22 protein-coding genes are annotated in these 22315 nt (G+C 72.4%); 12 read left to right on the top strand and 10 right to left on the bottom strand.

Annotated elements, in window-relative coordinates; all coding sequences use genetic code 11:
• Nucleotides 1–96: 96 nt before the first annotated feature.
• Nucleotides 97–369, bottom strand: coding sequence for a hypothetical protein (locus ACIF80_RS25360; protein WP_399808678.1), 273 nt, complete (start codon nucleotides 367–369; stop codon nucleotides 97–99).
• A 229-nt stretch (nucleotides 370–598) separates the two neighbouring features.
• Here ACIF80_RS25360 and ACIF80_RS25355 point away from each other — a divergent pair, with 229 nt between their 5' ends.
• Together ACIF80_RS25355 and ACIF80_RS25350 are read left to right on the top strand one after the other, a co-directional pair.
• Nucleotides 599–1498 (top strand): penicillin-insensitive murein endopeptidase, encoded by a 900-nt coding sequence (locus ACIF80_RS25355; RefSeq protein ID WP_399808675.1) that lies wholly within the window; start codon nucleotides 599–601, stop codon nucleotides 1496–1498.
• A 237-nt stretch (nucleotides 1499–1735) separates the two neighbouring features.
• A complete protein-coding gene (locus ACIF80_RS25350) occupies nucleotides 1736–2647 on the top strand; it encodes an aminoglycoside phosphotransferase family protein (RefSeq protein WP_399808672.1) in 912 nt (303 codons plus the stop codon).
• A 663-nt stretch (nucleotides 2648–3310) separates the two neighbouring features.
• Here ACIF80_RS25350 and ACIF80_RS25345 read toward each other — a convergent pair.
• The 6 genes from ACIF80_RS25345 to ACIF80_RS25320 all read right to left on the bottom strand — a co-directional run bounded on the left by ACIF80_RS25345 (nucleotide 3311) and on the right by ACIF80_RS25320 (nucleotide 7529).
• Nucleotides 3311–3517, bottom strand: a complete 207-nt coding sequence (locus ACIF80_RS25345; protein WP_399808671.1) for a DUF397 domain-containing protein — start codon at nucleotides 3515–3517, stop codon at nucleotides 3311–3313.
• Nucleotides 3514–3903, bottom strand: coding sequence for a DUF5753 domain-containing protein (locus ACIF80_RS25340; protein WP_399808946.1), 390 nt, complete (start codon nucleotides 3901–3903; stop codon nucleotides 3514–3516). The genes ACIF80_RS25345 and ACIF80_RS25340 overlap by 4 nt, the downstream gene beginning before the upstream one ends.
• Nucleotides 3904–4058: 155 nt before the next feature.
• On the bottom strand, nucleotides 4059–5138 hold the full coding sequence (locus ACIF80_RS25335) for an NAD(P)H-dependent flavin oxidoreductase (protein WP_399808668.1): 1080 nt from the start codon (nucleotides 5136–5138) through the stop codon (nucleotides 4059–4061).
• Nucleotides 5135–5914, bottom strand: a complete 780-nt coding sequence (locus ACIF80_RS25330) for a CoA-transferase subunit beta (protein WP_399808666.1) — start codon at nucleotides 5912–5914, stop codon at nucleotides 5135–5137. The genes ACIF80_RS25335 and ACIF80_RS25330 overlap by 4 nt, the downstream gene beginning before the upstream one ends.
• The gene (locus tag ACIF80_RS25325; protein WP_399808943.1) at nucleotides 5911–6759 is read right to left on the bottom strand and encodes a CoA transferase subunit A; all 849 of its coding nucleotides are present in this window, start codon (nucleotides 6757–6759) and stop codon (nucleotides 5911–5913) included. The genes ACIF80_RS25330 and ACIF80_RS25325 overlap by 4 nt, the downstream gene beginning before the upstream one ends.
• A 14-nt stretch (nucleotides 6760–6773) precedes the next feature.
• Nucleotides 6774–7529: an enoyl-CoA hydratase family protein gene (locus ACIF80_RS25320; RefSeq protein WP_399808664.1), complete on the bottom strand. Its 756-nt coding sequence runs from the start codon at nucleotides 7527–7529 to the stop codon at nucleotides 6774–6776.
• A 134-nt stretch (nucleotides 7530–7663) separates the two neighbouring features.
• Between ACIF80_RS25320 and ACIF80_RS25315 the strand changes: the two genes are divergently transcribed.
• Nucleotides 7664–8584 (top strand): SDR family oxidoreductase, encoded by a 921-nt coding sequence (locus ACIF80_RS25315; RefSeq protein WP_399808661.1) that lies wholly within the window; start codon nucleotides 7664–7666, stop codon nucleotides 8582–8584.
• A 99-nt stretch (nucleotides 8585–8683) separates the two neighbouring features.
• Here ACIF80_RS25315 and ACIF80_RS25310 read toward each other — a convergent pair whose 3' ends face one another.
• Both ACIF80_RS25310 and ACIF80_RS25305 read right to left on the bottom strand, forming a co-directional pair.
• Complete coding sequence (locus ACIF80_RS25310) at nucleotides 8684–9205, bottom strand: nuclear transport factor 2 family protein (protein WP_399808658.1); 522 nt, start codon at nucleotides 9203–9205, stop codon at nucleotides 8684–8686.
• Nucleotides 9202–10077 carry an LLM class F420-dependent oxidoreductase gene (locus ACIF80_RS25305; RefSeq protein ID WP_399808656.1) on the bottom strand — a complete coding sequence of 292 codons (876 nt, stop codon included), beginning with the start codon at nucleotides 10075–10077 and terminating at the stop codon, nucleotides 9202–9204. The genes ACIF80_RS25310 and ACIF80_RS25305 overlap by 4 nt, the downstream gene beginning before the upstream one ends.
• Before the next feature lie 149 nt (nucleotides 10078–10226).
• On the opposite strand from ACIF80_RS25305, the gene ACIF80_RS25300 reads away from it, so the two are divergent.
• Both ACIF80_RS25300 and ACIF80_RS25295 read left to right on the top strand, forming a co-directional pair.
• A complete protein-coding gene (locus ACIF80_RS25300) occupies nucleotides 10227–10943 on the top strand; it encodes a TetR family transcriptional regulator (RefSeq protein WP_399808654.1) in 717 nt (238 codons plus the stop codon).
• 13 nt (nucleotides 10944–10956) lie between these two features.
• Nucleotides 10957–11733, top strand: a complete 777-nt coding sequence (locus ACIF80_RS25295) for an SDR family oxidoreductase (protein ID WP_399808651.1) — start codon at nucleotides 10957–10959, stop codon at nucleotides 11731–11733.
• Nucleotides 11734–11793: 60 nt separating this feature from the next.
• On the opposite strand, the gene ACIF80_RS25290 is transcribed toward ACIF80_RS25295, so the two are convergent.
• Nucleotides 11794–13437 carry a class I adenylate-forming enzyme family protein gene (locus ACIF80_RS25290; RefSeq protein WP_399808648.1) on the bottom strand — a complete coding sequence of 548 codons (1644 nt, stop codon included), beginning with the start codon at nucleotides 13435–13437 and terminating at the stop codon, nucleotides 11794–11796.
• Nucleotides 13438–13731: 294 nt separating this feature from the next.
• Between ACIF80_RS25290 and ACIF80_RS25285 the strand changes: the two genes are divergently transcribed.
• Genes ACIF80_RS25285 through ACIF80_RS25255 form a run of 7 tightly spaced genes read left to right on the top strand, consistent with a single transcriptional unit; the run spans nucleotide 13732 to nucleotide 22111 of the window.
• Nucleotides 13732–15351, top strand: coding sequence for an ABC transporter substrate-binding protein (locus tag ACIF80_RS25285; protein ID WP_399808645.1), 1620 nt, complete (start codon nucleotides 13732–13734; stop codon nucleotides 15349–15351).
• A gap of 46 nt (nucleotides 15352–15397) precedes the next feature.
• Nucleotides 15398–16366: an ABC transporter permease gene (locus ACIF80_RS25280; RefSeq protein WP_399808642.1), complete on the top strand. Its 969-nt coding sequence runs from the start codon at nucleotides 15398–15400 to the stop codon at nucleotides 16364–16366.
• Entirely contained in the window at nucleotides 16359–17393 is a 1035-nt protein-coding gene (locus tag ACIF80_RS25275) for an ABC transporter permease (RefSeq protein ID WP_399808639.1), read from the top strand. The genes ACIF80_RS25280 and ACIF80_RS25275 overlap by 8 nt, the downstream gene beginning before the upstream one ends.
• The gene (locus tag ACIF80_RS25270; protein ID WP_399808636.1) at nucleotides 17366–18430 is read left to right on the top strand and encodes an ABC transporter ATP-binding protein; all 1065 of its coding nucleotides are present in this window, start codon (nucleotides 17366–17368) and stop codon (nucleotides 18428–18430) included. The genes ACIF80_RS25275 and ACIF80_RS25270 overlap by 28 nt, the downstream gene beginning before the upstream one ends.
• A complete protein-coding gene (locus ACIF80_RS25265) occupies nucleotides 18427–19461 on the top strand; it encodes an oligopeptide/dipeptide ABC transporter ATP-binding protein (protein WP_399808634.1) in 1035 nt (344 codons plus the stop codon). Before ACIF80_RS25270 ends, ACIF80_RS25265 begins: the two co-directional genes overlap by 4 nt.
• Nucleotides 19458–20693 carry an NADH:flavin oxidoreductase gene (locus ACIF80_RS25260; protein ID WP_399808632.1) on the top strand — a complete coding sequence of 412 codons (1236 nt, stop codon included), beginning with the start codon at nucleotides 19458–19460 and terminating at the stop codon, nucleotides 20691–20693. The genes ACIF80_RS25265 and ACIF80_RS25260 overlap by 4 nt, the downstream gene beginning before the upstream one ends.
• On the top strand, nucleotides 20690–22111 hold the full coding sequence (locus ACIF80_RS25255; protein WP_399808629.1) for an amidase: 1422 nt from the start codon (nucleotides 20690–20692) through the stop codon (nucleotides 22109–22111). Before ACIF80_RS25260 ends, ACIF80_RS25255 begins: the two co-directional genes overlap by 4 nt.
• Nucleotides 22112–22315 lie beyond the last annotated feature (204 nt).

The raw sequence follows: 22315 nt of genomic DNA, 5'->3' as shown, positions 1-22315 counted from the left end.
CCGGGGGCCCAGGGTGCTCCGGCCACGGACTGTGTCGCTTTCCCGAAAAGTGACACAGTCCGTGGGCCATGACTCCCGTCCACCGGATCCGTACGGTCATTCGGTGACGGTGGCGGGCGCGTCGTCCCAGGCCAGTGAGGACATCCCCCACCCCGACGGGGTCCGGACGAACTGGGTGGTCTTGTGGCCGGAGCCCTCGAACCACTCGCCGTGCCGGAAGCCGGACCTGCGGTATGCGCTGAACCGGTGTGCGATCGATCCGAAGATCTCGGTCCGCTCGGAGACCTCCCACTCGCGGAACTCCGTCAGCGTCCCGTCCGTGAGCATCTTCTGCCGCGGCTCGATGAACGTGTCGAGGTCGTGGATCACCGGCTCCTCCCCGACAGGGCTGAGCCGAGGCCGCGTCACTTCCTGGCGGGGAACACGTTCGACAGGCGAGCGCCATGCGGCCGGCCCCTGCTCGGCACGGGCTCGTCACAGACCTATTATTGTCATGCTCTGTACAAGTTTTGCGCAGCTCCCCGAACTGCTGGAAGGCGAGATGAGAGCCATGAGAACCACAGCACGACTGAGAAACATATGCGCACTGCTCGCGGCGGTGGCAGCTCTGCTCATCGCCTCGTCGCTGCCCGCGCACGCGTACTCCCAGGCCGCGTTTCCCCTGGTGAGCAACGGCAGCCGAGGTACTGACGTCCTCGCGGTGCAGCACCTGCTGACCGCTCACGGACACAGCGTGTCGGCGGACGGCGCCTTCGGTTCAGGCACGCGCAGCGCGGTCGTGGCCTTCCAGCAGTCACAGAACCTGGGCGCGGACGGCATCGTCGGATCCGGTACCTGGGGGGCGCTGGCCCTCACCGTACGCCAGGGCGACAGCGGCCCGGCGGTGAAGGCGCTCCAGGTCCAGCTCAACGCCAAGCGGGGCACCGGCCTCTCCGTGAACGGCGAGTTCGGAGCCACCACCGCCACCGCCGTGCGCTCCTTCCAGTCGCACGCGGGCATCGACGCGGACGGCATCGTGGGACCGGCCACGTGGAAGAACCTCCTGTGGCACTACGAGAAGATCGACTTCAGCAGCGGCACGATGTGCGCGCAGAGCCCCGACGGCAACGCGAACGCCCACTGGGCGACAGCCGGCGCCGTGGGCCAGCTGGAGGCCGCTGCCGCGACCTTCGCAGGCACGGGGAACGGCGTACTGCCGATCGGCGACGCGGGCTTCGAACACGGCGGTGACATCCCGGGCCACGGCAGCCACGAGACCGGTATGGACATCGACGTGTGGCCGATCCGCACGGACTCGGCCCAGTGCAGCGCAGGGCGCATCACCTGGCAGTCGTCCACCTACGACCGCGCTGCCACCCGCCGCCTCGTCCAGGAGATCCGCGCGAAGGCACCCGGCCACATCGCACTCGTCTTCTTCAACGACCCCCAGCTGATCGCCGAGGGACTGACCACCAGCTACCCCAACCACGACAACCACCTGCACATCCGCTACAGGTAGTCCGTCGCGGACCGGCGAGCGCCATACCGGCACACCTGCACGCGAGTGGTGATCCGCCGCGGGCCGGGGCCGCCCCACCACCAAGCGTGACGGCGACCCCGACCGCGGACCTTTCAGGGACTCGGTAAAGTCTTCGGCCCTCTCTCGCGTTCGGCGGTAACCGCGTGGCGCGTTCGCGCAGGACCCGATTGCGCAGCTCACGGAACGGGACGGCCGGCGCCGTTATCGTTGCTTCGCATGACGCACACCGGGATCGAGGTCACCGCGGAGCTGGTCCGGGATCTGCTGCGCGACCAGCACCCCGACCTGGCCGATCAGCCTCTGAGGTTCGGTGCGCGTGGCTGGGACAGTCAGATGTGGCGGCTCGGCGACGACCTCGCCGTCCGGTTGCCCTGGGCGACGCAGTCCGCGGACGCGCTGCTGCGCAAGGAGCACGCCTGGCTGCCCGCCCTCGCCCCGCACCTTCCTCTGCAGGTCCCCGTCCCGCAGCGCCTCGGCGAACCGTCCGAGCGGTTTCCGCGTCCCTGGATCGTCACCACCTGGGTGCCGGGTGAGCCCGCCGACCGCGCTCCCGCCACGCGCGCCGAGGAGGCGGCCGACGCCCTGGCCGCCTTCCTGACGGCTCTTCACCGACCCGTTCCCACCGGGGCTCCCGCCGGCCGTGATCGCGGCGGGCCGCTGGCCGGCCATGCCGAGCAGTTCGCCGAGCAGCTCGCCTCGGTCACCGAGCTGGGACTGATCCCCGACCCGGACGCGGTCCGCGCGGTCTGGGAGGACGCCGCCGCCGCATCCGACTGGGCGGGCCCGGCACTGTGGCTCCACGGCGATGTGCATCCGGCCAACGTCCTCACCGCGGACGGCACCTTCTGCGGCGTGATCGACTTCGGCGACCTCTGCGCGGGCGATCCGGCCTGCGACCTCGCCGCCCCTTGGATCCTGCTGCCGGACGGCGCCACCGACCGCTTTCAGGGTGCCTACCAGCCGGCCCCGGACGCCGCGACCCTGCGCCGCGCCCGCGGCTGGGCGGTACTGCGCGCACTCAGCGGCATCCTCATCGGAGATGCCGGTGTCCACGGCCGCCCCGGCGGCAAGCCGACCTGGGGCCCGCCCGCCCACGCCGCCCTGCGACGCCTCCTCGAAGCCGAGTGATACGTATTGATTCGACACACCGAGAGGCTCGACGACCTCGCGGCCGATCGCGACAAGGCCGAGAACCCGGCGACGGGACTCGGGCGGACCGTCGCGGGGGATGGCGGTCGCGTGCGGAGCCGCAGTCGGATCGCCGCGGCCGTGACCGTCCCGCGGAAGACGTAAACCCTCCCGCCGCAGCGGGTGACGGCGTCGCGTCGGCCGGTGTGCCGGATCTCGGCAGTTCCGGCCTTGCGGACCCAGGAGACGGATGCCGTGCGGAAAAGTGTGAGCAGTCGGCGGGCACGTGTCATCGGGGCGCTCAAACGAGCGGTGTCAGGGCAGTGGCGGTCAAAGTGCTCACGTTTTTGGAAAGGCGTGTTACACCTCGAGCACAGCGCGGGCCCCCGTCCCGGCTCCCGCACAAGCTGTGGTGCAGCGCCACCCGTAACACCATCCGGGTCGTGTCACATTGCGTGGTGCGGACGGCCGGCCGTCCGACGCGGCGGGCAGCACGGTGGGACTGCCGGTGTGGAGGGCCTCCGTGCTCTCTTCGAAGAGGTCGCGGTGGGGGAAGGCGATCCGTTCGCCGCGGAGTTCGGCGAGGGCCCCGGTGAAAGCCGGAGGCCGGCGGGCCGGTCCGAACCACCTGCGCAGTTGCGGTCCCTTGAGAACGCCCTGCTGCTACGCGCTCGCGTGCGAGACGAACGCCGCCCACTCCGCGCGGCCGATCCGCAGCGCGGGCCCGCCGGCCGGCGCCTTGGAGTCCCGTACGTACACCGAGACATCGGCCACGGCCACCTCCACGCAGTCGCCGCCATCCGATCCGCTGTAGCTGCTCTTGAACCAGTGCAGTCTGTCCACGTTCTGGTTCACCCGCTCCATGCTCATGTCTCTCCCACCAGCCGTTCGATGAGTCGCGCAGACTCTTCGACGTTCAGTGCATGCGATCGCAGCTTGCCATATCGCAACCCGAACGTGCTGACCTCCGCCGGATCGCTCACCGTGCACCCGACACCTTGCGACTCGAAGTACCCGAGGTGCTGATGCTCCTTCGTCTGCACCGTCACGAACGGACCGTTCTTACCGGGGTGGAACCCTCGCCCCGCAGGCATCACCTGGACCTCTACGTCGCGCAACCTGCCTACCTCCAGCAGGCGTTCCCATTGGCCGCGCATGACCACCGCACCGCCCACAGGATCGCGCAGCGCCTCTTCCCCGATGATGAACGACAGTTCCGCCATCGGGTAGCGCGTCAGCAGCCTCTGGCGGCCGATCCGTGCCTCCGTGTGGACGAGCGTTCCGGATCATTCGTCGTCATGAGGGCACGACCTGCGCGCGGCAGGCGGCCGCGGGCCATGCGTCTCCCGGTCGCGGGACGGGGCGGCCGGGAAACCCCGGCCGCCCCGTCCCGCGCACGTGACCCCGGACGTCAGCCCGCCCCCGGCAGGGACTTCAGCGCGGTTCGGGCCTCGTCGATGATGCGCTCGACCAGTTCCTCGCACGACGGCAGGTCCTCGATCAGGCCCGCCACCTGGCCCGAGGCCATCACCCCGATGTCGGTACGGCCCTCGACCAGCGAGGCCTTGAGCAGCATCGGGGTGTTGGCGGCCAGCAGGACCTGGCTCCAGGTCAGTTCCTTGCCGTGTTTCATCGTCATTCCGTCTCGTACCAGTTGGGGCCAGGACGCGCCGGACTCCTTGCGGAACGCCGAGGCGTGCCGCAGCGCCCGCAGCAGTGAGGTGGCGCGGCCGGAACGCTCCAGCGAGTCGACCATCGCGGTCCGCAGCATGCGGTGCGGCAGCCCGTCCACCTGCGTGGTGACCGTGACGTCCTTGACGGTGGCGGCCAGGTACTTCGCCTTCACCGCGTCGGGGACGGTGCTGTCGGAGGTGAGCAGGAAACGCGTGCCCATCCCGATGCCCGCCGCCCCGTAGGCGAGCGCGGCGACCAGGCCGCGGCCGTCGTGGAAGCCGCCCGCCGCGATCACCGGGATGTCCACGGCGTCCACGACCTGGGGGAGGAGCACCGTGGTGGCCACCTCGCCCGTGTGGCCGCCGCCCTCGCCGCCCTGCACCATCACCGCGTCCGCGCCCCATGCGGCGACCTTCTCCGCGTGCCGGCGGGCGCCGATGGAGGGGATGACGACGACACCGGCGTCCTTGAGGCGGGCGATCAGGTCCTTGGAGGGAGCGAGGGCGAAGGACGCCACCCGCACCCCCTCCTCGACGATGATCCGCACCCGCTCGCCGGCATCCCCGGCGTCCGCCCGCAGGTTGACGCCGAAGGGCGCGTCCGTACGGGACTTGACCTCGCGGACCGCGGAACGCAACTGGTCCACGGTCATGGTGGCGGAGGCGAGGATGCCGAGGGCTCCGGCGTTCGCGGAGGCGGAGACCAGGCGCGGGCCGGCCACCCAGCCCATGCCGGTCTGCACGATCGGGTGGCGCACCCCGGTCAGTTCGGTGAGCGCGGTCGGGAACACGGCGGGGGAGGCGGCGGGCCCGGTCATGCCGGGACCTCGCGCTCGCGCAGCCCCTTCGGGTCGATGACCTCGCGGATCAGGCGGAGTTCGTCCTCGGTGGGCTCCCGGGTGTACGGCACCTCGTCGGGGATCGTGAGGGCGAAGCCGGTGGCCCCGGTGACCTCCTCGACGGTGACCCCGGGGTGCAGGGAGCGCAGCCGCATCGTGCGGTCGGGGGTCTCGAAGTCGAAGACGCCCAGGTTGGTGATCACGTCGGGAACGCGGTGGTAGCGGGTCGCGGAGGGACCGGCCGCCGCGGCCCGGTCGTACCCGACCCCGCTGACCATGTCGACATGCTCGACGAACACCCGCGCCGAATGCTTGGGCACCCAGTAGCTCGTCGGGTTGTTGAGGGTGTTGACGGGCGCGCCGCGCACCCCGAGCAACTGCCGGGCGGGCTTGGCCCAGTCGCCGATGCAGGAGATGTTCTGGTTGCCGTGGCGGTCGATCTGACTGGCGCCCATCATCACGTGCCGGCGGCCGGTGGCGGTCAGCGTCAGGTGCTGGCGGAACGGCAGCCAGCCCTCGACCGCCCCCGGCTTCGACCCGATCGCGGGCACGTCCGCCATGAGCAGCGCCTCCCCGTCGGTCAGCAGCAGCTCGGGCGAGAAGGTGAGCTTCGCCAGGCGTGCCCCGATGGCCGGGACGGTGCCCATCGGGCTGGCGAGGACCTCACCGGCGCTGCGCCAGGCCTCGGCGCAGGCCACCACGCAGTACTCGGCGCGGCTCGTCGTCGTGGCGGCGGTGGTCTCGGTGGCGCTCATGCTTCCTCCTGGTGGAAGGCGCTGACGGCGGCCTGGTAGGCGGCCTCGTCCCCGGACAGGAACCGTTCGACGAAGGCCGGCCACGCCTCGGGGTCGCGGGCCGCCCGGACATAGGCGCGCTGGAAGGACTCGTCCCGGTCGTGGTCGGGCACGCAGGACGTGAAGTGCGCGCCGTTCGGCGTCTCGATCACCCCGTCCACGAACAGGCGCTTGACCAGCAGGGTCTGCGGCCCGTGCTCCTTGAGCAGGTCCGCCGTCTCCACGATCCGCTCGCAGGAGACGTACGCCTGGTCGGCGGCCTCGCAGAACAGGTCGTCGAAGTACGGGTCGGGGCCCAGGTACTGCCCGTTGCCGTGCCGGTCGGCGCGGTTGAGGTGGACCAGGGCGGCGTCCAGGCGCAGGGCCGGGGCCGCGACCAGCTCCTCCCCGTCGTCGTAGGGAGACCTGACCGTGCGCAGCGACGGGTTGACCTTCATCACGTCGGAGCCGAGACCGGCCCGTACCGGGAAGAACGGCAGCCGCTGCGCCCCGGCGGTCAGGCCCCACATGAGCATCGCCTCGTCGAGCTCGGCCATCTCGAACGCGCCGCGCTGCCGGGCCGCGGTGAAGTGCGGCTCCAGCGGTATCGAGTCGAGCGTGCCGAACGCCGCGACGAGCTTGCGGATCTTCCCCGCGGCCGCCAGCAGGCCGACGTCCGGGCCGCCGTAGGAGACCACGGTCAGGTCGGTGAGGTCCGAGCGCAGGATGGCCCGCACCAGGGCCATCGGCTTGCGGCGCGAGCCCCAGCCGCCGATGCCGATCGTCATGCCGCTGCGCAGCCGGCCGACGACGTCGTCGGCCGTCATCGTCTTGTCCTGGGTCACGCTCGCTGCTCCTTGTCGGTGCCGAAGGTGTCGCGCACGCGGTCGGCGACCCCGCTGAGGTTGGCCTCGAAGGTGAAGCCCTGCTCGAAGCGGTAGCTGCGGCGTACGTCGACCGGGTCGATGCCGTTGATGGCGGCCTTGGCCAGCCGGATCAGGTAACCGTCCTTGGCGGCGATCTCACCGGCCAGTTCGAGGGCGGCCGCCCGCAGGCCCTCGCGCGGGACCACGCGCCACACCGAGCCGTGCCGGTGCAGTTCCTCGGCCGTCGCGGTGCGGGAGGTGTAGTACAGGGCCCGCATCAGATGCTGGGGGACGAGCCGGGCAAGGTGCGTGGCCGCGCCGAGCGCGCCCCGGTCGAGCTCCGGAAGCCCGAAGGTCGCGTCCTCGCTGGCCACGATCGCGTCCGCGTTGCCGACCAGGCCGATACCGCCGCCCAGGCAGAAACCGTGCACGGCGGCGACCACCGGGACCTCGCACTCGTAGACGGCGGCGAACGCCTCGAAGCAGCCGCGGTTGGCGCCGATCAGCGCCCCGTGCCCGTCCGCGCGCTGCATCTCCTTGATGTCCACGCCCGCGTTGAACCCGCGGCCCTCGGCGGCGAGCACCACGCAGCGCACCTTCGGATCGGCGCCGGCGGCGCGCACCGCGGCGGCCAGCTCGTACCAGCCCTGCACGGGGAGGGCGTTGACCGGGGGAAAGTCCACGGTGACGACGGCGACGCCCTCTTGCGGGGCGGAGGTGGAGACACCCATGAGCAGATCAGCTACCTTTCCACCAAACGTTTGTTAGGCCCAGAAGGTAGCAGCGTTACGGACGCCGCGGGAGAGCGCGATGCCACTGAGCGGTACGGCCGCCCGCCTCCCGCCCACCGAAAGGACTTGCCGTCATGACCTCACCGACCGCCCTCTGCGCCGGCCGCGTCGTCGCCGTCACCGGCGCCGGCCGCGGACTCGGCCGCGCACACGCCCTGGCGTTCGCCGCCGAGGGCGCGAAAATCGTCGTCAACGACCTCGGCGTGGGCCTCGACGGCTCCGGCGCGGGCAGCGGCCCCGCCCAGCAGGTCGTCGAGGAGATCCGCGCGGCCGGCGGCGAGGCCGTCGCGCACGGCGGTGACATCGCCACCGCCGACGGCGCCGCCTCCCTCGTCGCCACCGCGCTCGACTCCTTCGGCCGGCTCGACACCCTCGTCAACAACGCCGGGTTCCTGCGCGACCGGATGCTCGTCAACCTGGACGAGGACGACTGGGACGCGGTGATGCGCGTCCACCTCAAGGGCCACTTCCTGCCGCTCAAGCACGCGGCGGCGCACTGGCGCGCCGAGGCCAAGGCGGGCCGTGTCCCCGAGGCACGTGTGATCAACACCAGTTCCGGAGCGGGGCTGCTGGGCAGCGTCGGCCAGGGCAACTACTCAGCGGCCAAGGCCGGCATCGTCGGCCTGACCCTGGTGGCCGCCGCCGAGATGGGCCGCTACGGCGTCCAGGTCAACGCGATCGCCCCGGCCGCCCGCACCCGGATGACCGAGGAGGCCTTCGCCGAGACCATGGCGGCGCCCGGTGAGGGCGGCTTCGACGCCATGGCACCGGAGAACGTGTCGCCGCTCGTCGTGTGGCTGGGTTCTGCGGCCTGCGCCGGCGTGACCGGCCGGGTCTTCGAGGCCGAGGCGGGACGGATCACCGTGATGGAGGGCTGGCGGCCGGGACCCACCGCCGACAAGGGCGCCCGCTGGAGTCCCGCCGAGGCCGGGGAGGCGGCGGCGAAACTGCTCGCCGCGTCCGGGACGCCGCAGCCGGTCTACGGGGCCCGCTGACGCCTGCGGTGGGGTGGTACGCCTGCGGCGGGGGGGGGGGGGGGGCGGGGGGGCGCGCCCCCCCCCCCCCCCCCCCCCCCCCCCCCCCCCGCCGCTCCCTCAGGCCCCCGCCGGTTCGCCGCGTACCCCGCCGGCCAGCAGCGCGGGGGACTCGGGCCGGCCGTCCAGGATCCGGTTCGTCCGCGTGACCACCTGCCACCCGGAGCCGGACCCGGACCCGGAATCGGAGCCGGAGTCCGTACGGCGCAGCAGCCAGTGGTTGGCGGTGGCCCGGCGCACCACGTACCGGCCCTCCTCGTGCACGACCATCAGCGAGTGGCACACCGCCACCGCCTCGTCGCCGTCCACCGTGATGTGCGGCGGCCCCACGACGTGCGCGCAGCCCTGCCGGATCCAGCCCTGATGCGCGGCGGACCGCACCATCTCGCCGATCTGCTCCCGGCCCGCCAGGAAGAGCGCGTCGATGTCGTAGACACCGTCCGGCGCCCAGAGCGCCGCGACACCGTCCGCGTCGCCGCCGTCGACCAGCGGCCCGTACGAGGCCATCATCCGGGCGATGTCCCGTTCGTCCTCCAGGCTCCGCAGCCGGGCCTCGACAGCGGCCAGCCGGTCCTCGCTCATGCCGGCACCTCCCCGTCCGCCGTGACACCGGCGATCCCGGCGAGTGCCTCCAGCTGCTCGACGTAGTGGCCCGCCGACTCGGCGGCCAGCGACACGCTGACCAGGGTGGCGCCCGCCTCGGACACGTCCCGCAGCGCCTTCGCCGTACCGTCCGCGTCGCCGCACGGATCGAGCGGACGGCCCGCGCTCAGCACCACCTCGAAGCCCTCCGGCAGCGGGGCGGCGTCGACCATCTCGCGCAGCCGGTCCAGCGACAGCCCGAACGGCACCCAGCCGTCGCCGTGCGCCACCGCCCGGCGCAGCGAACGCGGCGTACGGCCGCCGATCCACAGCGGTACCCGTTCCTGCACGGCGTGCGGCTCCACCACGAAATCCCGGTAGTCGAAGTGCTCGCCGTGGTAGGCCGGTTCGCGCCGGGACAGGGAGGCCCGCAGTGCCGCGAGGGCGTCGTCCGCGATCCCGCCGCGCCCCTCGAAGGCCGCGCCGAGCAGCCGGAACTCCTCCTCCAGACTGCCGACCCCGAGCCCCAGGACGAGCCGCCCGCCCGAGATCCGGTCCAGCGTTCCGTAGCGCTTGGCGAGGGCCAGCGGGTGGTGGTAGCCCAGCACCAGGACCTGGGTGGCGAGCCGGATGCGGCGGGTACGGGCGGCGAGGTAGCCGAAGGTGGCGAGCGGGTCCCAGTAGGTACCGCCACGCTGTTCGGCGACGTCCACGGGCACCGCGACGTGTTCCGAGCAGGTCAGGTGGTGGAAGCCGAGCCGGTCGGCGGCTTCGGCCACCGACCCCAGCTCCTCGATGCCGGCCTCGCGCTCCCACGGGGAGTGGACGCCGGGGACGGCCGTGACGACGGGACTGTTGATGCCGAGCCGCATGGGGGGCACCTCTCTCGGACGGGACAGGAGGGGAGCGGCCATCCAAGTCCGGGCCCCGCCCCGTACGCGGCCGGGTCCCACTGACCGGAACGTGGCGCACCCCACCCGCGCGGCACGCGAAACCATCGGCCCGCCGGCGGAAGGAGCTCATGACCGTGCCCCGAACGACCCGCGTGAGAGTTCCAGCGCGCCCCACCTCGGCCAAGCAGCACCAGCGCCACGCCCGCATCCTGCGGGCCGCCGCACGGCTCGGCGCGGAGCACGGCCTCGAACGGATGCAGATGCACGACGTGGCCAGGGAGTCCGGCGTCGCGATCGCCACCCTGTACCGCTACTTCCCCTCCAAGACCCACCTGTTCGCCGCCGTCATGCACGCCCAGGTGCGCCGCCTCGACGCCGACACCCCGCCGCCCGCGCCGGGCACCGGGCCGGTGGACGCGGTCGCCGGCCTGCTCACCGGGGCGAGCCGGCAGCTCTTCGAACAGCCGCTGCTGGCCCTCGCCATGATGCAGTCCCACAACGTCGCGCACACCGGCCCCGGCGGACCGGCCCGCAGCACGGACGAGATCCTCACGGACCTGGTGCTGCGCACGGCGGGGGTGACCGACCCCTCCGAACGGGACCGCCGCGTGGTCCGCATCCTGGCGCAGGCCTGGTACGGCCTGCTCACCACCGTCCTGTACGAACGCTCCTCGCCCGAAGTGGCACAGGACGGCATCGGACTGGCCTGCCGCCTCCTGCTCGGCCCGCTCCTCACCGAGCGCCGCGTCCGGCATGCCGTCGTGCGGCCCGCCCGCTCACCGGGAGTGGACAGGCCACGCGGAAGGCGGGTGATTACAGTGGAAATGGATCATCGGCCGACCTGAGGAGTCTCCCCCCATGCCACGCAACGTCGTCGTCACCGGATCCGGTTCCGGGATCGGTGCCGCCCTCACCGCCCTGCTCCGCGCCCAGGGGGACCGCGTGATCGGGGTCGACCTGCGCGGCGGTGAGATCGACGCCGACCTGTCCACCCCGGACGGCCGTGCCGCCGCCGCCTCGGCGGCGGCCGAGGCGGCCGGCGGCGTGGTGGACGCGGTCGTCACCTGCGCCGGCACCTCCGTACCGGGCAAGGCCATGGTGACGGTCAACTACTTCGGCACGACCGAGTTCGTGACGGCGCTGCGCCCGGCCCTCGCCGCCGCCCCCGAGCCCCGTGTCGTCCTCATCGGCTCCATCTCCGGCACCCAGCCCGCGGACGCGGACGTCGTCGACGCCTGCCTGGCCGCGGACGAGGACAAGGCCCTGGAGCACGCCGAACGGGCCGTCGCCGACGGCCGCGCACAGCAGCTGTACCCCTCGTCGAAGTCGGCGCTGGCCCAGTGGGCGCGGCGCACCGCCGTCGCCGAGGGCTGGGCCGACGCCGGAATCCCCGTGAACGTGGTGGCCCCCGGCGTCGTCCTGACACCGATGACCACCGGCCTCTTCGCCGACCCGGAGATGAAGAAGGTCATGGACACGGCGGTCCCGATGCCGCTGAACGGCTACCTCCAGCCGGAGGACGTCGCACGGGCCGTCCTGTTCCTGGCCTCCGACGACAACAGCCACATCACCGGGCAGGTGCTCTACGTCGACGGAGGCGCCGAGGCGACACTGCGCGGGCCCGAGGACTTCTGAGCCGCGGGACGACGGTGCCCCGGCCGCCGTACGCGGCCGGGGCACCACCCGTTCCGGGTCTCAGACCCGCACCGAGCGCCGGATCACCTTCCCGGTCGCGTTGCGCGGCAGCTCCTCGACGGTCAGCCGCCAGCGCTTGGGAACCTTGAAGTAGGCCAGCTCGTCCGCCACGTACTCCCGCAGCGCCTCCTCCGTGACCGCCGACCCCGGCCGGAGCACCACGACGGCGGCCACCTCCTGACCGAGGTCGGGATCCGGCACACCGAGGACCAGGCACTCCCGGACGTCCGGATGCTCGGCGAGCACCGTCTCGATCTCGGCCGGATAGACGTTCTCGCCGCCGCGGATGATCAGGTCCGAGCGGCGGCTGCTGAGATACAGCCGGCCCTCGCGCAGACACCCCAGGTCCCCGGTGCGCAGCCAGCGGTCCGCCCCGATGGCGTTCGCGGTGGCCTCGGGGTCGCGCCAGTAGCCCAGCATGTTGTACATGCTGCGCACCCACACCTCGCCCTCCTCGCCCTCGCCGACGACCTCGCCGGCGGGATCGCGGATCTCCAGCCGGACGCCGGTCACGGGCCGGCCCAGGGTGCCCGGCGCCGCCGCCAGTTCCTGCGGGCTCGCGGCGGCGATCCCCGTGCAGGACTCGGTCAGACCGTAACTGTCCACCAGTGAGTTCTTCGCGAACGGCAGCTCACGCCGCAGCCGCTCCTTGAACTGTGTCGACGACGGCGCCGAGGCCAGCGCGAACGACGTCAGCGACGAGGTGTCGTACCGGCCGGCCCGGCCGTGCTCCAGCATCCGGTGCGCCATCGTGGGCACCGCACCCCAGTTGGTGACCCGCTCCCGCTCGATCATGCCCAGCACGGCGTCGACGTCGAACGCGCCCTGGTGCAGGGCGATCCGGCTGCCCGTGGCGAGCCGCGGCACGGCCAGATTGTGCAGGCTCGCGATGTGGAACAGCGGCATGGCGAGCAGGTAGACGCGGTCCTCCGGGGCCAGCGGGTCGCCGAACTCCCGCAGCAGGGCGTCGTTCAGCCGGTGGTACTCCACGACGGCCAGCAGATTGCGATGGGTGTGCACGGCGCCCTTGGGACGGCCCGAGGTGCCCGACGTGTAGAGGATGACGGCCGGGTCGTCCTCGGCGACCTCGGCGGACGGCAGCGGCGCGTCGGGGTGGGCCGTGAGGAAACGGCGGACGTCGTCCTCCAGCGACAGCACCGGAACGTCGCAGCCCTCCAGCTTCGCCGCCTGCTTGGCGTCGGCCACCACTAGCGAGGGCTCCGCGTTCCGCACGCCGTGGGCCATCTCGCGCGCCGACCACCAGGCGTTGAACCCGACCGCCACCGCCCCGATCGACACCGTCGCCCAGAAGGTCTGGATCCACTCGGGGGAGTTGGCGGCGGCGATGGCCACCCGGTCGCCCTCGGCGACGCCGTACTCCTCGCGCAGCACCCGCGCCAGCGAGGCGACCTGGGCCGCGTGCTCGGCGAAGGTGATCCGGCGGTCCGCCGTGACGATGTAGTCGCGGCCGGCGTACGCGAGGGAAGCGTGCAGGACCTCGTGCAGCGCTCGCTGCCGGTGGGTGAACACCGGCAGCCGGGTGCCGAGCACGTCGTCGTCGGCCAGCTCGAACCGGCCGCCCGGGCCGGTGAGGGCGGCCACTCGGGCGAGGGCGGCGGAGCGGTGATCCGTGTCGCTGGGCATCGGGGGACTCCTGGTGCGTCGGGAACTCCACTGGGATCGCGGTCGTGGTCAGTGTCGGCGCGAACGGGTACCGCTCTCCGGCCGATTCCGTTCACTGGGACATCGCGTCACGGCACGGACGGACACCGAACCGCCGTCCCACCCGTGAAAGCCTCCTCCCGCCCGATTCCCGGTGAGTGGGATGCGTCACGTCGGCCGGATTTCGTCGGCCGTAGCGTCCCCCCACCCGGCGTCCCCCACACGATCCGGCACCGGTCCGCCCCGTCCCCCGCCACCGGACAACTGGAGGAAGACATGAAGCGAGCACCCCGGGCGAGAGCCCGCCTCGCCGCAGCCCTGGCCGCCACGGCGATGCTCACCTCCGCGTGCGTCTCACCCGACGACGGGGGCAGCGACAGCGGCAAGCAGCAGAAGGCCGAACGCGGCCGTTACACGTTCGGCAGCATCGGCGAGCAGCCGGCCGCCGGTAAACCCGTCCGCGGCGGCACCCTGCACTTCGCCGACTACGCCGAGGCCCGCAGCCTCAGCCCCGCCGTCACCTACGCGACGGGCGCCTCCGGCGGCTCCGCGCTCGCCGCCGTCTACGACGTCCTGATGCGCTACGACACCGCCGCCCACAGGTACGAGCCGTGGCTGGCCGAATCCCTGAAGGCCGACGACGACTCCAAGACCTGGACCCTGACCCTCCGCGACGGCGTCGAGTTCTCCGACGGCACACCGCTCGACGCCGAGGCCGTCATCAAAAGCATCGAGTGGTACCAGGAGAACAAGGGCGCCGACACGGCCCTGCTCGCCCCCAACCTCGCGAAGATGGAGGCCACCGACGACTCCACCGTCGTCTTCACCCTCCGCAACTCCTGGGCCACCTTCCCCGCGATGCTCGCCCAGGCACCCGGCATGATCGTGGCCCCCTCCGCGTACGCCGGAAAAACGTTCAAGCCGATCGGCGCCGGCGCCTTCACCCTGGGCACGCACTCCCCCCAGGAGGAGATGGTCCTCAAGGCGAACAAGAACTACTGGAAGGGCGAGCCGTACCTCGACGCGCTGCGCTTCACCTGGCCGCAGTCGGACCGCTCCAAACTGGAGGCCCTGAACGACGGCACGGCCGACGTGGTGTACATGCGCGGCCCCGACGTGGTCGACGACGCCGTGAAGGAGGGCCACCCCGGTGAACTGACCCTGACCGGCCTCGGCAACATGATCACCGTCAACACCCGCGAGGACCGGCCCGGCGCGGACCTGAGGGTCCGCAAGGCCATGGCCCTGGCCCTCGACCCCGCCCTCGACACCGAACGCGCCTACAACGGCAAGGGCCTGCCGGGCCAGGAGATCTTCCCGCCCGAGTCGCGCTGGCACTCCGAGGTGAAACCGGTCGGCGTCGACCTCGACCAGGCCAAGAAGCTTCTCGCCGAAGCCAAGAAGGACGGCTACGACGGCACCCTCACCTACATGGACGGCACCGACCCCGTCTCCCGGGCCAAGGCCGTCGTCACCAAGGCGATGCTGGAACGGGTCGGCTTCACGGTGAAGCTCGACATGGTCTCCTCGATCGCCGACCGGACGGCGAAGACCTACGTGGAGCACGACTTCGACATCAGCCGCGGCGCGGCGAGCGTCTCCGAGAGCGACCCCTACCACCGCCTGCAGAGCGTCCTGAACTCCAAGAGCTACGGCAACCCCGGCGGCTACGCCAACCCGAAGATGGACCAGCTGCTCGCCGAACTGCAGGGAGCGACCGACGAGGCCGAGACCCAGCGCATCCTCGACGACGTCCAGACGCTGTTCAACGAGGACGTCCCGGTGCTCAACCTCGGCGCCAGCGCCGCCTTCACCGCCTGGGGCGAGAACGTGCACGGCATCGTGCCGACCGACGAGTACATGGCCCTCTTCGGCGAGGCCTGGATCGGCAAGTGACCCCCACGGCCCCGACCCGGCGGCACCGGGCAGATCTGGAGGAATCATGAGTCCCGCCGCGCTGCGCCGACTGGCCCTTCGGGCGCTGGAACTCGTCGGCGTACTGCTCCTCGCGAGCATCGGGGTGTTCTCCCTGGTGGTCCTGCTGCCCGGCGACCCCGCGGTCGACATCCTCGGGGCCGGCCGGGCGCCCGCCGAGTACGCCGAACTCCGCACCGAACTCGGCCTCGACCAGCCCCTGGTCACCCGCTACTTCGACTGGCTGGGCGGTGCGCTCACCGGCGACCTCGGCCGCTCCGTCGTACCCCCGCAGAGCGACGTCACCGACCGGGTGCTGTCCGCGCTGCCCGTCAGCTTCGAGATCGCGGTGCTCGGACTGCTCATCGCCCTGCTGATCGCGGTGCCGCTGGCCATGTGGTCGGCGTACCGCGAGGGCTCGGCCGCCGACCGGATCATCGGCGCCGGCACCTTCGGCGTACTGTCCGTGCCGAGCTTCCTGGCCGGACTGCTGCTGATCCTCCTCCTGGTCAACTCGGCCGGCTGGTTCCCGCGTTCCGAATGGGTACGGATCGGCGACGGCGACCTGCTGGGCAACCTGCACCACGCCTTCCTGCCGGCCCTGACCGTCGCCCTCGCCGAACTCGCCCTGTTCGCCCGGGTACTGCGCGGCGACCTGATCGTGACCCTGCGCGAGGACTACATCCTCGCCGCCCGCGCCAAGGGCATGAACCCCCTGCGCATCCTGTTCACCGACGCCCTGCGCCCCTCCTCGTTCTCCCTGGTCACCCTGCTCGGCCTGAGCCTCGGCCGGCTGATCGGCAGCACCGTCGTCGTCGAGTACCTCTTCTCGCTGCCCGGCATGGGCACGCTCATCGTCAACGCCGCGGGCCAGGGCGACTATCCGATGGTCCAGGGCGCCGTGCTCACCATCGCCGTGATCTACGTGGTGATCAACGCCGGCATCGACCTCTCCTACGGCTACCTCGACCCGAGGACGCGACGTGTCCATGTCTGACATCGCTCCGCGCACGCGGACCGCCTTCCCCCAGCCCCTGCTCACCGCCGTGGCCCTCACCGTCCTCGGCCTCGTCCTGCTGGTGTTCGGCGCGACCACGCCCCACCTGGTCGCGCCGGCCAAGGCGACCGTCGCGCTGCTCGGCCTCGGCCTGCTGCTCGGCGGGGCCTCCCGGCTCGGCAAACGGTGGGCGGGGCCCGGCTTCGACGTGGTGTTCTGGTTCGGCGCGCTCTGGCTCCTGCTGCTCGGCCTCGCCATCCTGTGCGCGCCGTGGCTGCCGCTCGCCGAGGACCGGGACGTCGCGAGCACCGTCACCGAACCCGTCTTCGCCACCCCGGCGTTCACCGGCAGCCACCCGCTGGGCACCAACGCCTTCGGCCTCGACCTGCTCGCCAGATCCCTGTACGGCGCCCGCTCCTCGCTGCTCATCTCCCTGTCCGCGGTCGCCCTCGGCACCGTCGTCGGCGGGGCGATCGGCATGATCGCCGGCTACTTCCAGAAGACCGTCGACCGGGCGGTGGGCATCGCGACCAACTCGCTGCTCGCCGTGCCCCCGCTGATCCTGCTCATCGCCCTCGCCACCGTGCTCGAGCCGCACCTGCGCAACGTCGCCCTCTCCCTGGCGCTGCTCACCATCCCCGGCATGGTGCGCCTCGCCCGCGCCACCACCATGGCCTACGCCAACCGCGAGTTCGTCGTCGCGGCCCGCGCCATGGGCGCCACCCGCTCCCGCATCCTGCTGCGCGAACTGCTGCCCAACGTGCTGCTGCCCCTGCTGTCCCTGGCCGTCGTGATGATCTCGGTGCTCATCGTCGCCGAGGCCTCCCTCAGCTTCCTCGGACTCGGCATCCAGCCGCCGGAACCCACCTGGGGAAACATGATCGCCGAGGGGGAGGGACGGGTCTTCGAGGAACACCCGCACATCGTGCTCGTGCCCGGCGCCTTCCTCTTCCTCACCGTGTTCGCCTTCAACATCGTCGGCGAGAAGGCTCGCGGGCGATGGGACTCCCGGAGCGTGAAACTGTGACCACCACACCGGCGCCCGCCCCCGGCACCGACGAGGCCCCGCTGCTGAGCGCCACCGACGTCACCACCGCCTTCCACACGCCCCGCGGCCCGGTGCAGGCCGTCGACGGCGTCTGTCTGACCCTGTCCGAGGGCGAGACCCTCGGCATCGTCGGCGAGTCGGGATCGGGCAAGTCCGTGCTCGGCCGCACCCTCATGGGCCTGATCACCGACGGCCCCGGCACCACCGTGTCCGGCACGGTCCTGATCGGCGGCAAGGACGTCCACGCCCTGACCCCCGCCGGGCGGCGGGCCCTGTGGGGCACCGAGGCCGCCATGGTCTTCCAGGACCCCATGACCTCCCTGAACCCGGTCAAGAAGGTCGGCACGCACCTGTCCGAGAGCCTCCGGCTGCACCTCGGCCTGAACCGCGCCGAGGCCCGGGACCGGAGCGTCGACCTGCTCCGGCAGGTCGGCATCCCCGAACCCGCCCGGCGCGCCGGCCAGTACCCGCACGAACTCTCCGGCGGCATGCGCCAGCGCGTCGTCATCGCCATGGCCCTCGCCTGCGGCCCACGCCTGCTCATCGCCGACGAACCGACCACCGCGCTCGACGTCACGGTGCAGAAGCAGATCCTGGACCTGCTGCGGTCACTCGCCGAGGAACTGCGGATGGCGACCGTCCTCATCAGCCACGACCTCGCCACCGTCGCGGGCCGCACCGACCGCGTCGCGGTCATGTACGCCGGCCGCCTCGTCGAGTACGCCGACACCACCGCCGTCTTCGACCGCCCCCGCCACCCCTACAGCAGTGCCCTGATCGCCTCGATCCCGCGCCTGGACCTGCCCCCGCACACCCTGCTGCCCGCCATCGAGGGCCGCCCGCCCAACCTGCTGCACCCGCCCCCCGGATGCCGGTTCGCCCCGCGCTGCGACGCGGCGACCGACCACTGCACCACCGAGGCGCCCCGCCTCGCCGGATACGCCGGTGACCGCGACGCCGGCGGCGTCGTCGCCTGCCACCACCCCCTGGGCGCCGCCGAGGAGGCCACCGTATGACCCTCACCGAAGACGCCCCCGCCGCACGTGACCGGCGCCCCGCACTGACCGCGGAGAACCTCGTCGTGGAGTTCCCGGCCGGACGCGGGCAGAAGGTGCACGCCGTCTCCGGCGTCGGGCTGGAGGTCCCGGCCGGTCAGACCCTGGGCATTCTCGGCGAGTCGGGCTGCGGCAAGTCCACCGTCGGCCGCTCCCTGATCCAGCTGCCGCCCCCCGACTCGGGCACCGTCCGCCTCGGCGACGTCACCCTCACCGGACTCGCCCCGCGCGAACTGCGCCGCGCCCGCGCCCGGATGCAGATCATCATGCAGGACCCGGTCTCCGCCCTGAACCCGCGCCGCAGGGTCAAGGACCTGGTGTGGGAGGGCCCGTCGATCTGGGGATCCGGGGACGACCCCCGCGACAAGGACGCCCGCGTCGACGCCGCCCTGCGCGACGTCGGCCTCGACCCCGCGACCGTACGGGACCGCCGGCCGCACGAACTCTCCGGCGGCCAGTGCCAGCGGGTCTGCGTCGCCCGCGCCCTCATGCTCGACCCCGAGGTGCTGATCTGCGACGAACCCGTCTCCAGCCTGGACGTGTCCGTACAGGCGCAGATCCTCAACCTCCTGGAGACGACGACCCGTCGGCGGTCACTGAGCATGGTCTTCATCGCCCACGACGTGTCCGTGGTGAAGAACATCAGCGACCGCGTCATGGTCATGTACCTCGGCAAGGTCTGCGAGGTCCTGCCCTCCGACAGGATGCAGCACGAGGCCCTGCACCCCTACACCCGCCTGCTGCTCGCCTCCCTCCCCGAGGTCCAGCTCGGCTCCGCCGGGACGGCCGGCCCCGCCGCCGCGGGTCCCGTCACCGACGGGCCGGCCGCCGAACTTCCCTCACCCCTGAACCCGCCGTCCGGCTGCCGCTTCCGCACCCGCTGCCCGCTGGCCACCGAACAGTGCGCCACCGAGGAGCCCGCGCCGCGGGAGGTCCGCCCCGGCCACCAGGTCGCCTGCCACCACGCCGCACCGAGGAGGAACCACCCGTGACCACCAGCGAGACACCCGAGGCCCCCGACGTCCTGGCCCCCGCCAAGCTGGGCCCCGTCGAGCTCCGCAACCGCGTCATCAAGGCCGCGACCTACGAAGGGCTCAGCCACCGGTCCCTGGTCACCAAGGACCTCGTCGACTTCCACGTCGCCTACGCCCGCGGCGGCGTCGGCATGACCACCGTCGCCTACTGCGCGGTCGCCAGGGAAGGGCGCACCGACCGCCACCAGATCCACTGGACCGACGAGGCGATGCCGGGCCTGCGCGTCCTGACCGACGCCGTGCACGCCGAGGGCGCCGCGGTCTCGGCGCAGATCGGCCACGGCGGACCCGTCGCCAACCCGAAGGGCAACGGCGCCCCCGCCCTCTCCCCGTCCAAGCACTTCCACGCCACCACCCTGAGCTTCGCCCAGGAGGCGACCACCGCCGACATCCGGCGCATCACCGAGGCGCACGGGCAGGCCGCGCGCCGCGCCGTCGAGGCCGGCTTCGACGCCGTCGAGGTGCACCTGGGCCACAACTACCTGGCCAGCTCCTTCCTCAGCCCCCGGGTCAACCACCGCACCGACGCCTACGGCGGCAGCCTGGAGAACCGCGCCCGGTTCGCCCGGGAGATCATGCGGGCCGTGCGCGACGCGGTCGGCGGGCGCATCGCCGTCATCGCGAAGATGAACATGGACGACGGCGTGCCCGGCGGATTCTGGCTCGACGAGGCCATCCCCGTGACGCAGTGGCTCGAACAGGACGGCACCGTCGACGCCCTGGAGATGACGGCGGGCAGCTCGCTGCTCAACCCGATGTACCTCTTCAAGGGCGACGCCCCGCTCAAGGAGTTCTCCGCGATCATGCCGCAGCCGATCAAGCTCGGCGTGAAGATGGTCGGCGACCGGTTCCTGCGCAGCTACCCCTACCGGGACGCCTACCTCCTCGAGGACGCCCGGCAGATCCGCGCCGCGGTGAAACTGCCGATGATCCTGCTCGGCGGCATCACCGGCAAGCCCGTCATGGACCTCGCGATGCGGGAGGGCTTCGAGTTCGTCGCCATGGCCCGTGCCCTGCTGAGGGAACCCGACCTGGTCAACCGCCTGCGGGACGACGCCGGTACGCCGTCGCTGTGCATCCACTGCAACAAGTGCATGCCGACCAACTTCACCGGCACCCGCTGCGTCCTGGTCGACCGCGGCACCACCCGCGGCGACACCTGGGGCAAGTCCGCCGGGTACGTGGCGTGAGGGGTACGACAGGCGTCAGGAGCCGACCCGACGCCGTCGCCACGGCCGAGGCCGTCAGGAACGGCGAGAGCGACGCCCGCACCGTCACCGAGCAGGCGATCGCCCGCATCGAGAAGCTCGACCCCCGGCTCAACGCGGTGATCCACACCCGGTTCGAGGCTGCCCTGGCCGAGGTGGCCGCGGGCCTGCCCGACGGCCCGCTGCACGGCGTCCCCCTGCTCGTCAAGGATCTCGGAACCGAGGTGGAGGGCCTGCCCGCGACGGGCGGCAGCCGTCTCTTCGCCGACCTCACGGCCCGACGCGACAGCGAACTGGTGGCCCGCTACCGCCGCGCCGGCGCGGTCGTCCTCGGCACCACCAACACGCCCGAGCTGGGCCTCAACGCCTCCACCGAACCGGCGCTCTTCGGCCCCACCCGCAACCCGTGGAGCGGCGCGCACTCGCCCGGCGGCTCCAGCGGCGGTTCGGCGGCCGCGGTGGCGGCCGGGATGGTCCCGGTCGCGCACGCCAGCGACGGCGGCGGCTCGATCCGCATTCCGGCGGCGGCCTGCGGCCTGTTCGGCCTCAAACCCAGCCGCGGCCGTGTCTCACCCGCGCCCCGGCCCACCACCCTGTCGGGCCTCGTCTCCGTACACCACGCCGTCACCACGACCGTCCGGGACAGCGCCCTGCTCCTCGACGTCGCCGCGGGCCCGCTGCCCGGCGACGCCTACGCCGCACCGCAGCCGCCCGCCGCCTTCGCCGAACTGGCCCGCCGCGACCCGGGACGGCTGCGGATCGGCCTGCTCACCGAGCTGCCGGGGGGCCCGGACGTGCACCGGGAGTGCGCCGACGCGGCACGTGCCGCGGCCCTGCTGTGCGAACGCCTCGGCCACGAGATCGTGGAGACCACCGCCCGCTACCGCCCCGCCGACGTCGGCCGCACCTCCGGCGTCCTGATGGGCGCCGACCTCGTCGCGCAGATCGACGCCCGCCTCGACCGGCTCGGCAGGCCCCTGGCCGACGACGACGTCGAGCCCTTCACCCGCGTCCTGTACGAGACCTACCGCGCCCTTCCCGCGGCCGACGTCAGCCGCGCGCTGCGCCGGGCGCAGGAGATCGGCTGGGAGGTGGGCGCCGCGTTCCACGAGGTCGACGTGCTGCTCAGCCCGACCCTCGCGCGGCCCACCCCGCTGCTCGGCACCCTCGACACGGCCGACCCGGAGTCGATCCACCGGCACGCTTCCGTCTGTTCCGCCTTCACCAGCGTCCACAACGTCACCGGGATGCCGGCGATGTCCGTCCCCTTCGGCCACGACGGCGAGGGCCTGCCGCTCGGGGTCCAGTTCGCCGCACCACTCGGCGGCGAGGGCCTGCTGTTCGCCCTCGCGGCACAGCTGGAACAGGCGGCCCCGTGGGGCGGCCCGCCCCCACCGTGACCGGGGGCCGGGACGAGCTGTGCGGCGGACGACGGGGCCGCCCCGCCCACCAGTGACGAAGTTCGTGGGCGGGGGCTTCACGGACGGCACGTGCCCGCCCCGCGCCCGGGTGCGCTGTGCGGCGTCGGTGCGGGAACGCCGAACGGCACGGCGTCGCATGCGCAGGGGCAGCGCGTACCAGCAGAGGCCGAACCACGGCATGAC

The organism is Streptomyces sp. NPDC085927, from assembly GCF_044540975.1.
In the GTDB taxonomy this organism is placed as follows: domain Bacteria; phylum Actinomycetota; class Actinomycetes; order Streptomycetales; family Streptomycetaceae; genus Streptomyces; species Streptomyces hirsutus.
This window is presented reverse-complemented; position numbering and strand designations above follow the sequence as displayed.

Excerpts from the sequence above, each read along its gene's own strand:
- ACIF80_RS25350 (WP_399808672.1), top strand. The coding sequence starts at position 1,736 with ATGACGCACACCGGGATCGAGGTCACCGCGGAGCTGGTCCGGGATCTG.
- ACIF80_RS25345 (WP_399808671.1), bottom strand. The coding sequence starts at position 3,517 with ATGAGCATGGAGCGGGTGAACCAGAACGTGGACAGACTGCACTGGTTC.
- ACIF80_RS25335 (WP_399808668.1), bottom strand. The coding sequence starts at position 5,138 with ATGACCGGGCCCGCCGCCTCCCCCGCCGTGTTCCCGACCGCGCTCACC.
- ACIF80_RS25330 (WP_399808666.1), bottom strand. The coding sequence starts at position 5,914 with ATGAGCGCCACCGAGACCACCGCCGCCACGACGACGAGCCGCGCCGAG.
- ACIF80_RS25325 (WP_399808943.1), bottom strand. The coding sequence starts at position 6,759 with ATGACGGCCGACGACGTCGTCGGCCGGCTGCGCAGCGGCATGACGATC.
- ACIF80_RS25320 (WP_399808664.1), bottom strand. The coding sequence starts at position 7,529 with ATGGGTGTCTCCACCTCCGCCCCGCAAGAGGGCGTCGCCGTCGTCACC.
- ACIF80_RS25315 (WP_399808661.1), top strand. The coding sequence starts at position 7,664 with ATGACCTCACCGACCGCCCTCTGCGCCGGCCGCGTCGTCGCCGTCACC.
- ACIF80_RS25310 (WP_399808658.1), bottom strand. The coding sequence starts at position 9,205 with ATGAGCGAGGACCGGCTGGCCGCTGTCGAGGCCCGGCTGCGGAGCCTG.
- ACIF80_RS25305 (WP_399808656.1), bottom strand. The coding sequence starts at position 10,077 with ATGCGGCTCGGCATCAACAGTCCCGTCGTCACGGCCGTCCCCGGCGTC.
- ACIF80_RS25300 (WP_399808654.1), top strand. The coding sequence starts at position 10,227 with ATGACCGTGCCCCGAACGACCCGCGTGAGAGTTCCAGCGCGCCCCACC.
- ACIF80_RS25295 (WP_399808651.1), top strand. The coding sequence starts at position 10,957 with ATGCCACGCAACGTCGTCGTCACCGGATCCGGTTCCGGGATCGGTGCC.
- ACIF80_RS25290 (WP_399808648.1), bottom strand. The coding sequence starts at position 13,437 with ATGCCCAGCGACACGGATCACCGCTCCGCCGCCCTCGCCCGAGTGGCC.
- ACIF80_RS25285 (WP_399808645.1), top strand. The coding sequence starts at position 13,732 with ATGAAGCGAGCACCCCGGGCGAGAGCCCGCCTCGCCGCAGCCCTGGCC.
- ACIF80_RS25280 (WP_399808642.1), top strand. The coding sequence starts at position 15,398 with ATGAGTCCCGCCGCGCTGCGCCGACTGGCCCTTCGGGCGCTGGAACTC.
- ACIF80_RS25275 (WP_399808639.1), top strand. The coding sequence starts at position 16,359 with ATGTCTGACATCGCTCCGCGCACGCGGACCGCCTTCCCCCAGCCCCTG.
- ACIF80_RS25270 (WP_399808636.1), top strand. The coding sequence starts at position 17,366 with ATGGGACTCCCGGAGCGTGAAACTGTGACCACCACACCGGCGCCCGCC.
- ACIF80_RS25265 (WP_399808634.1), top strand. The coding sequence starts at position 18,427 with ATGACCCTCACCGAAGACGCCCCCGCCGCACGTGACCGGCGCCCCGCA.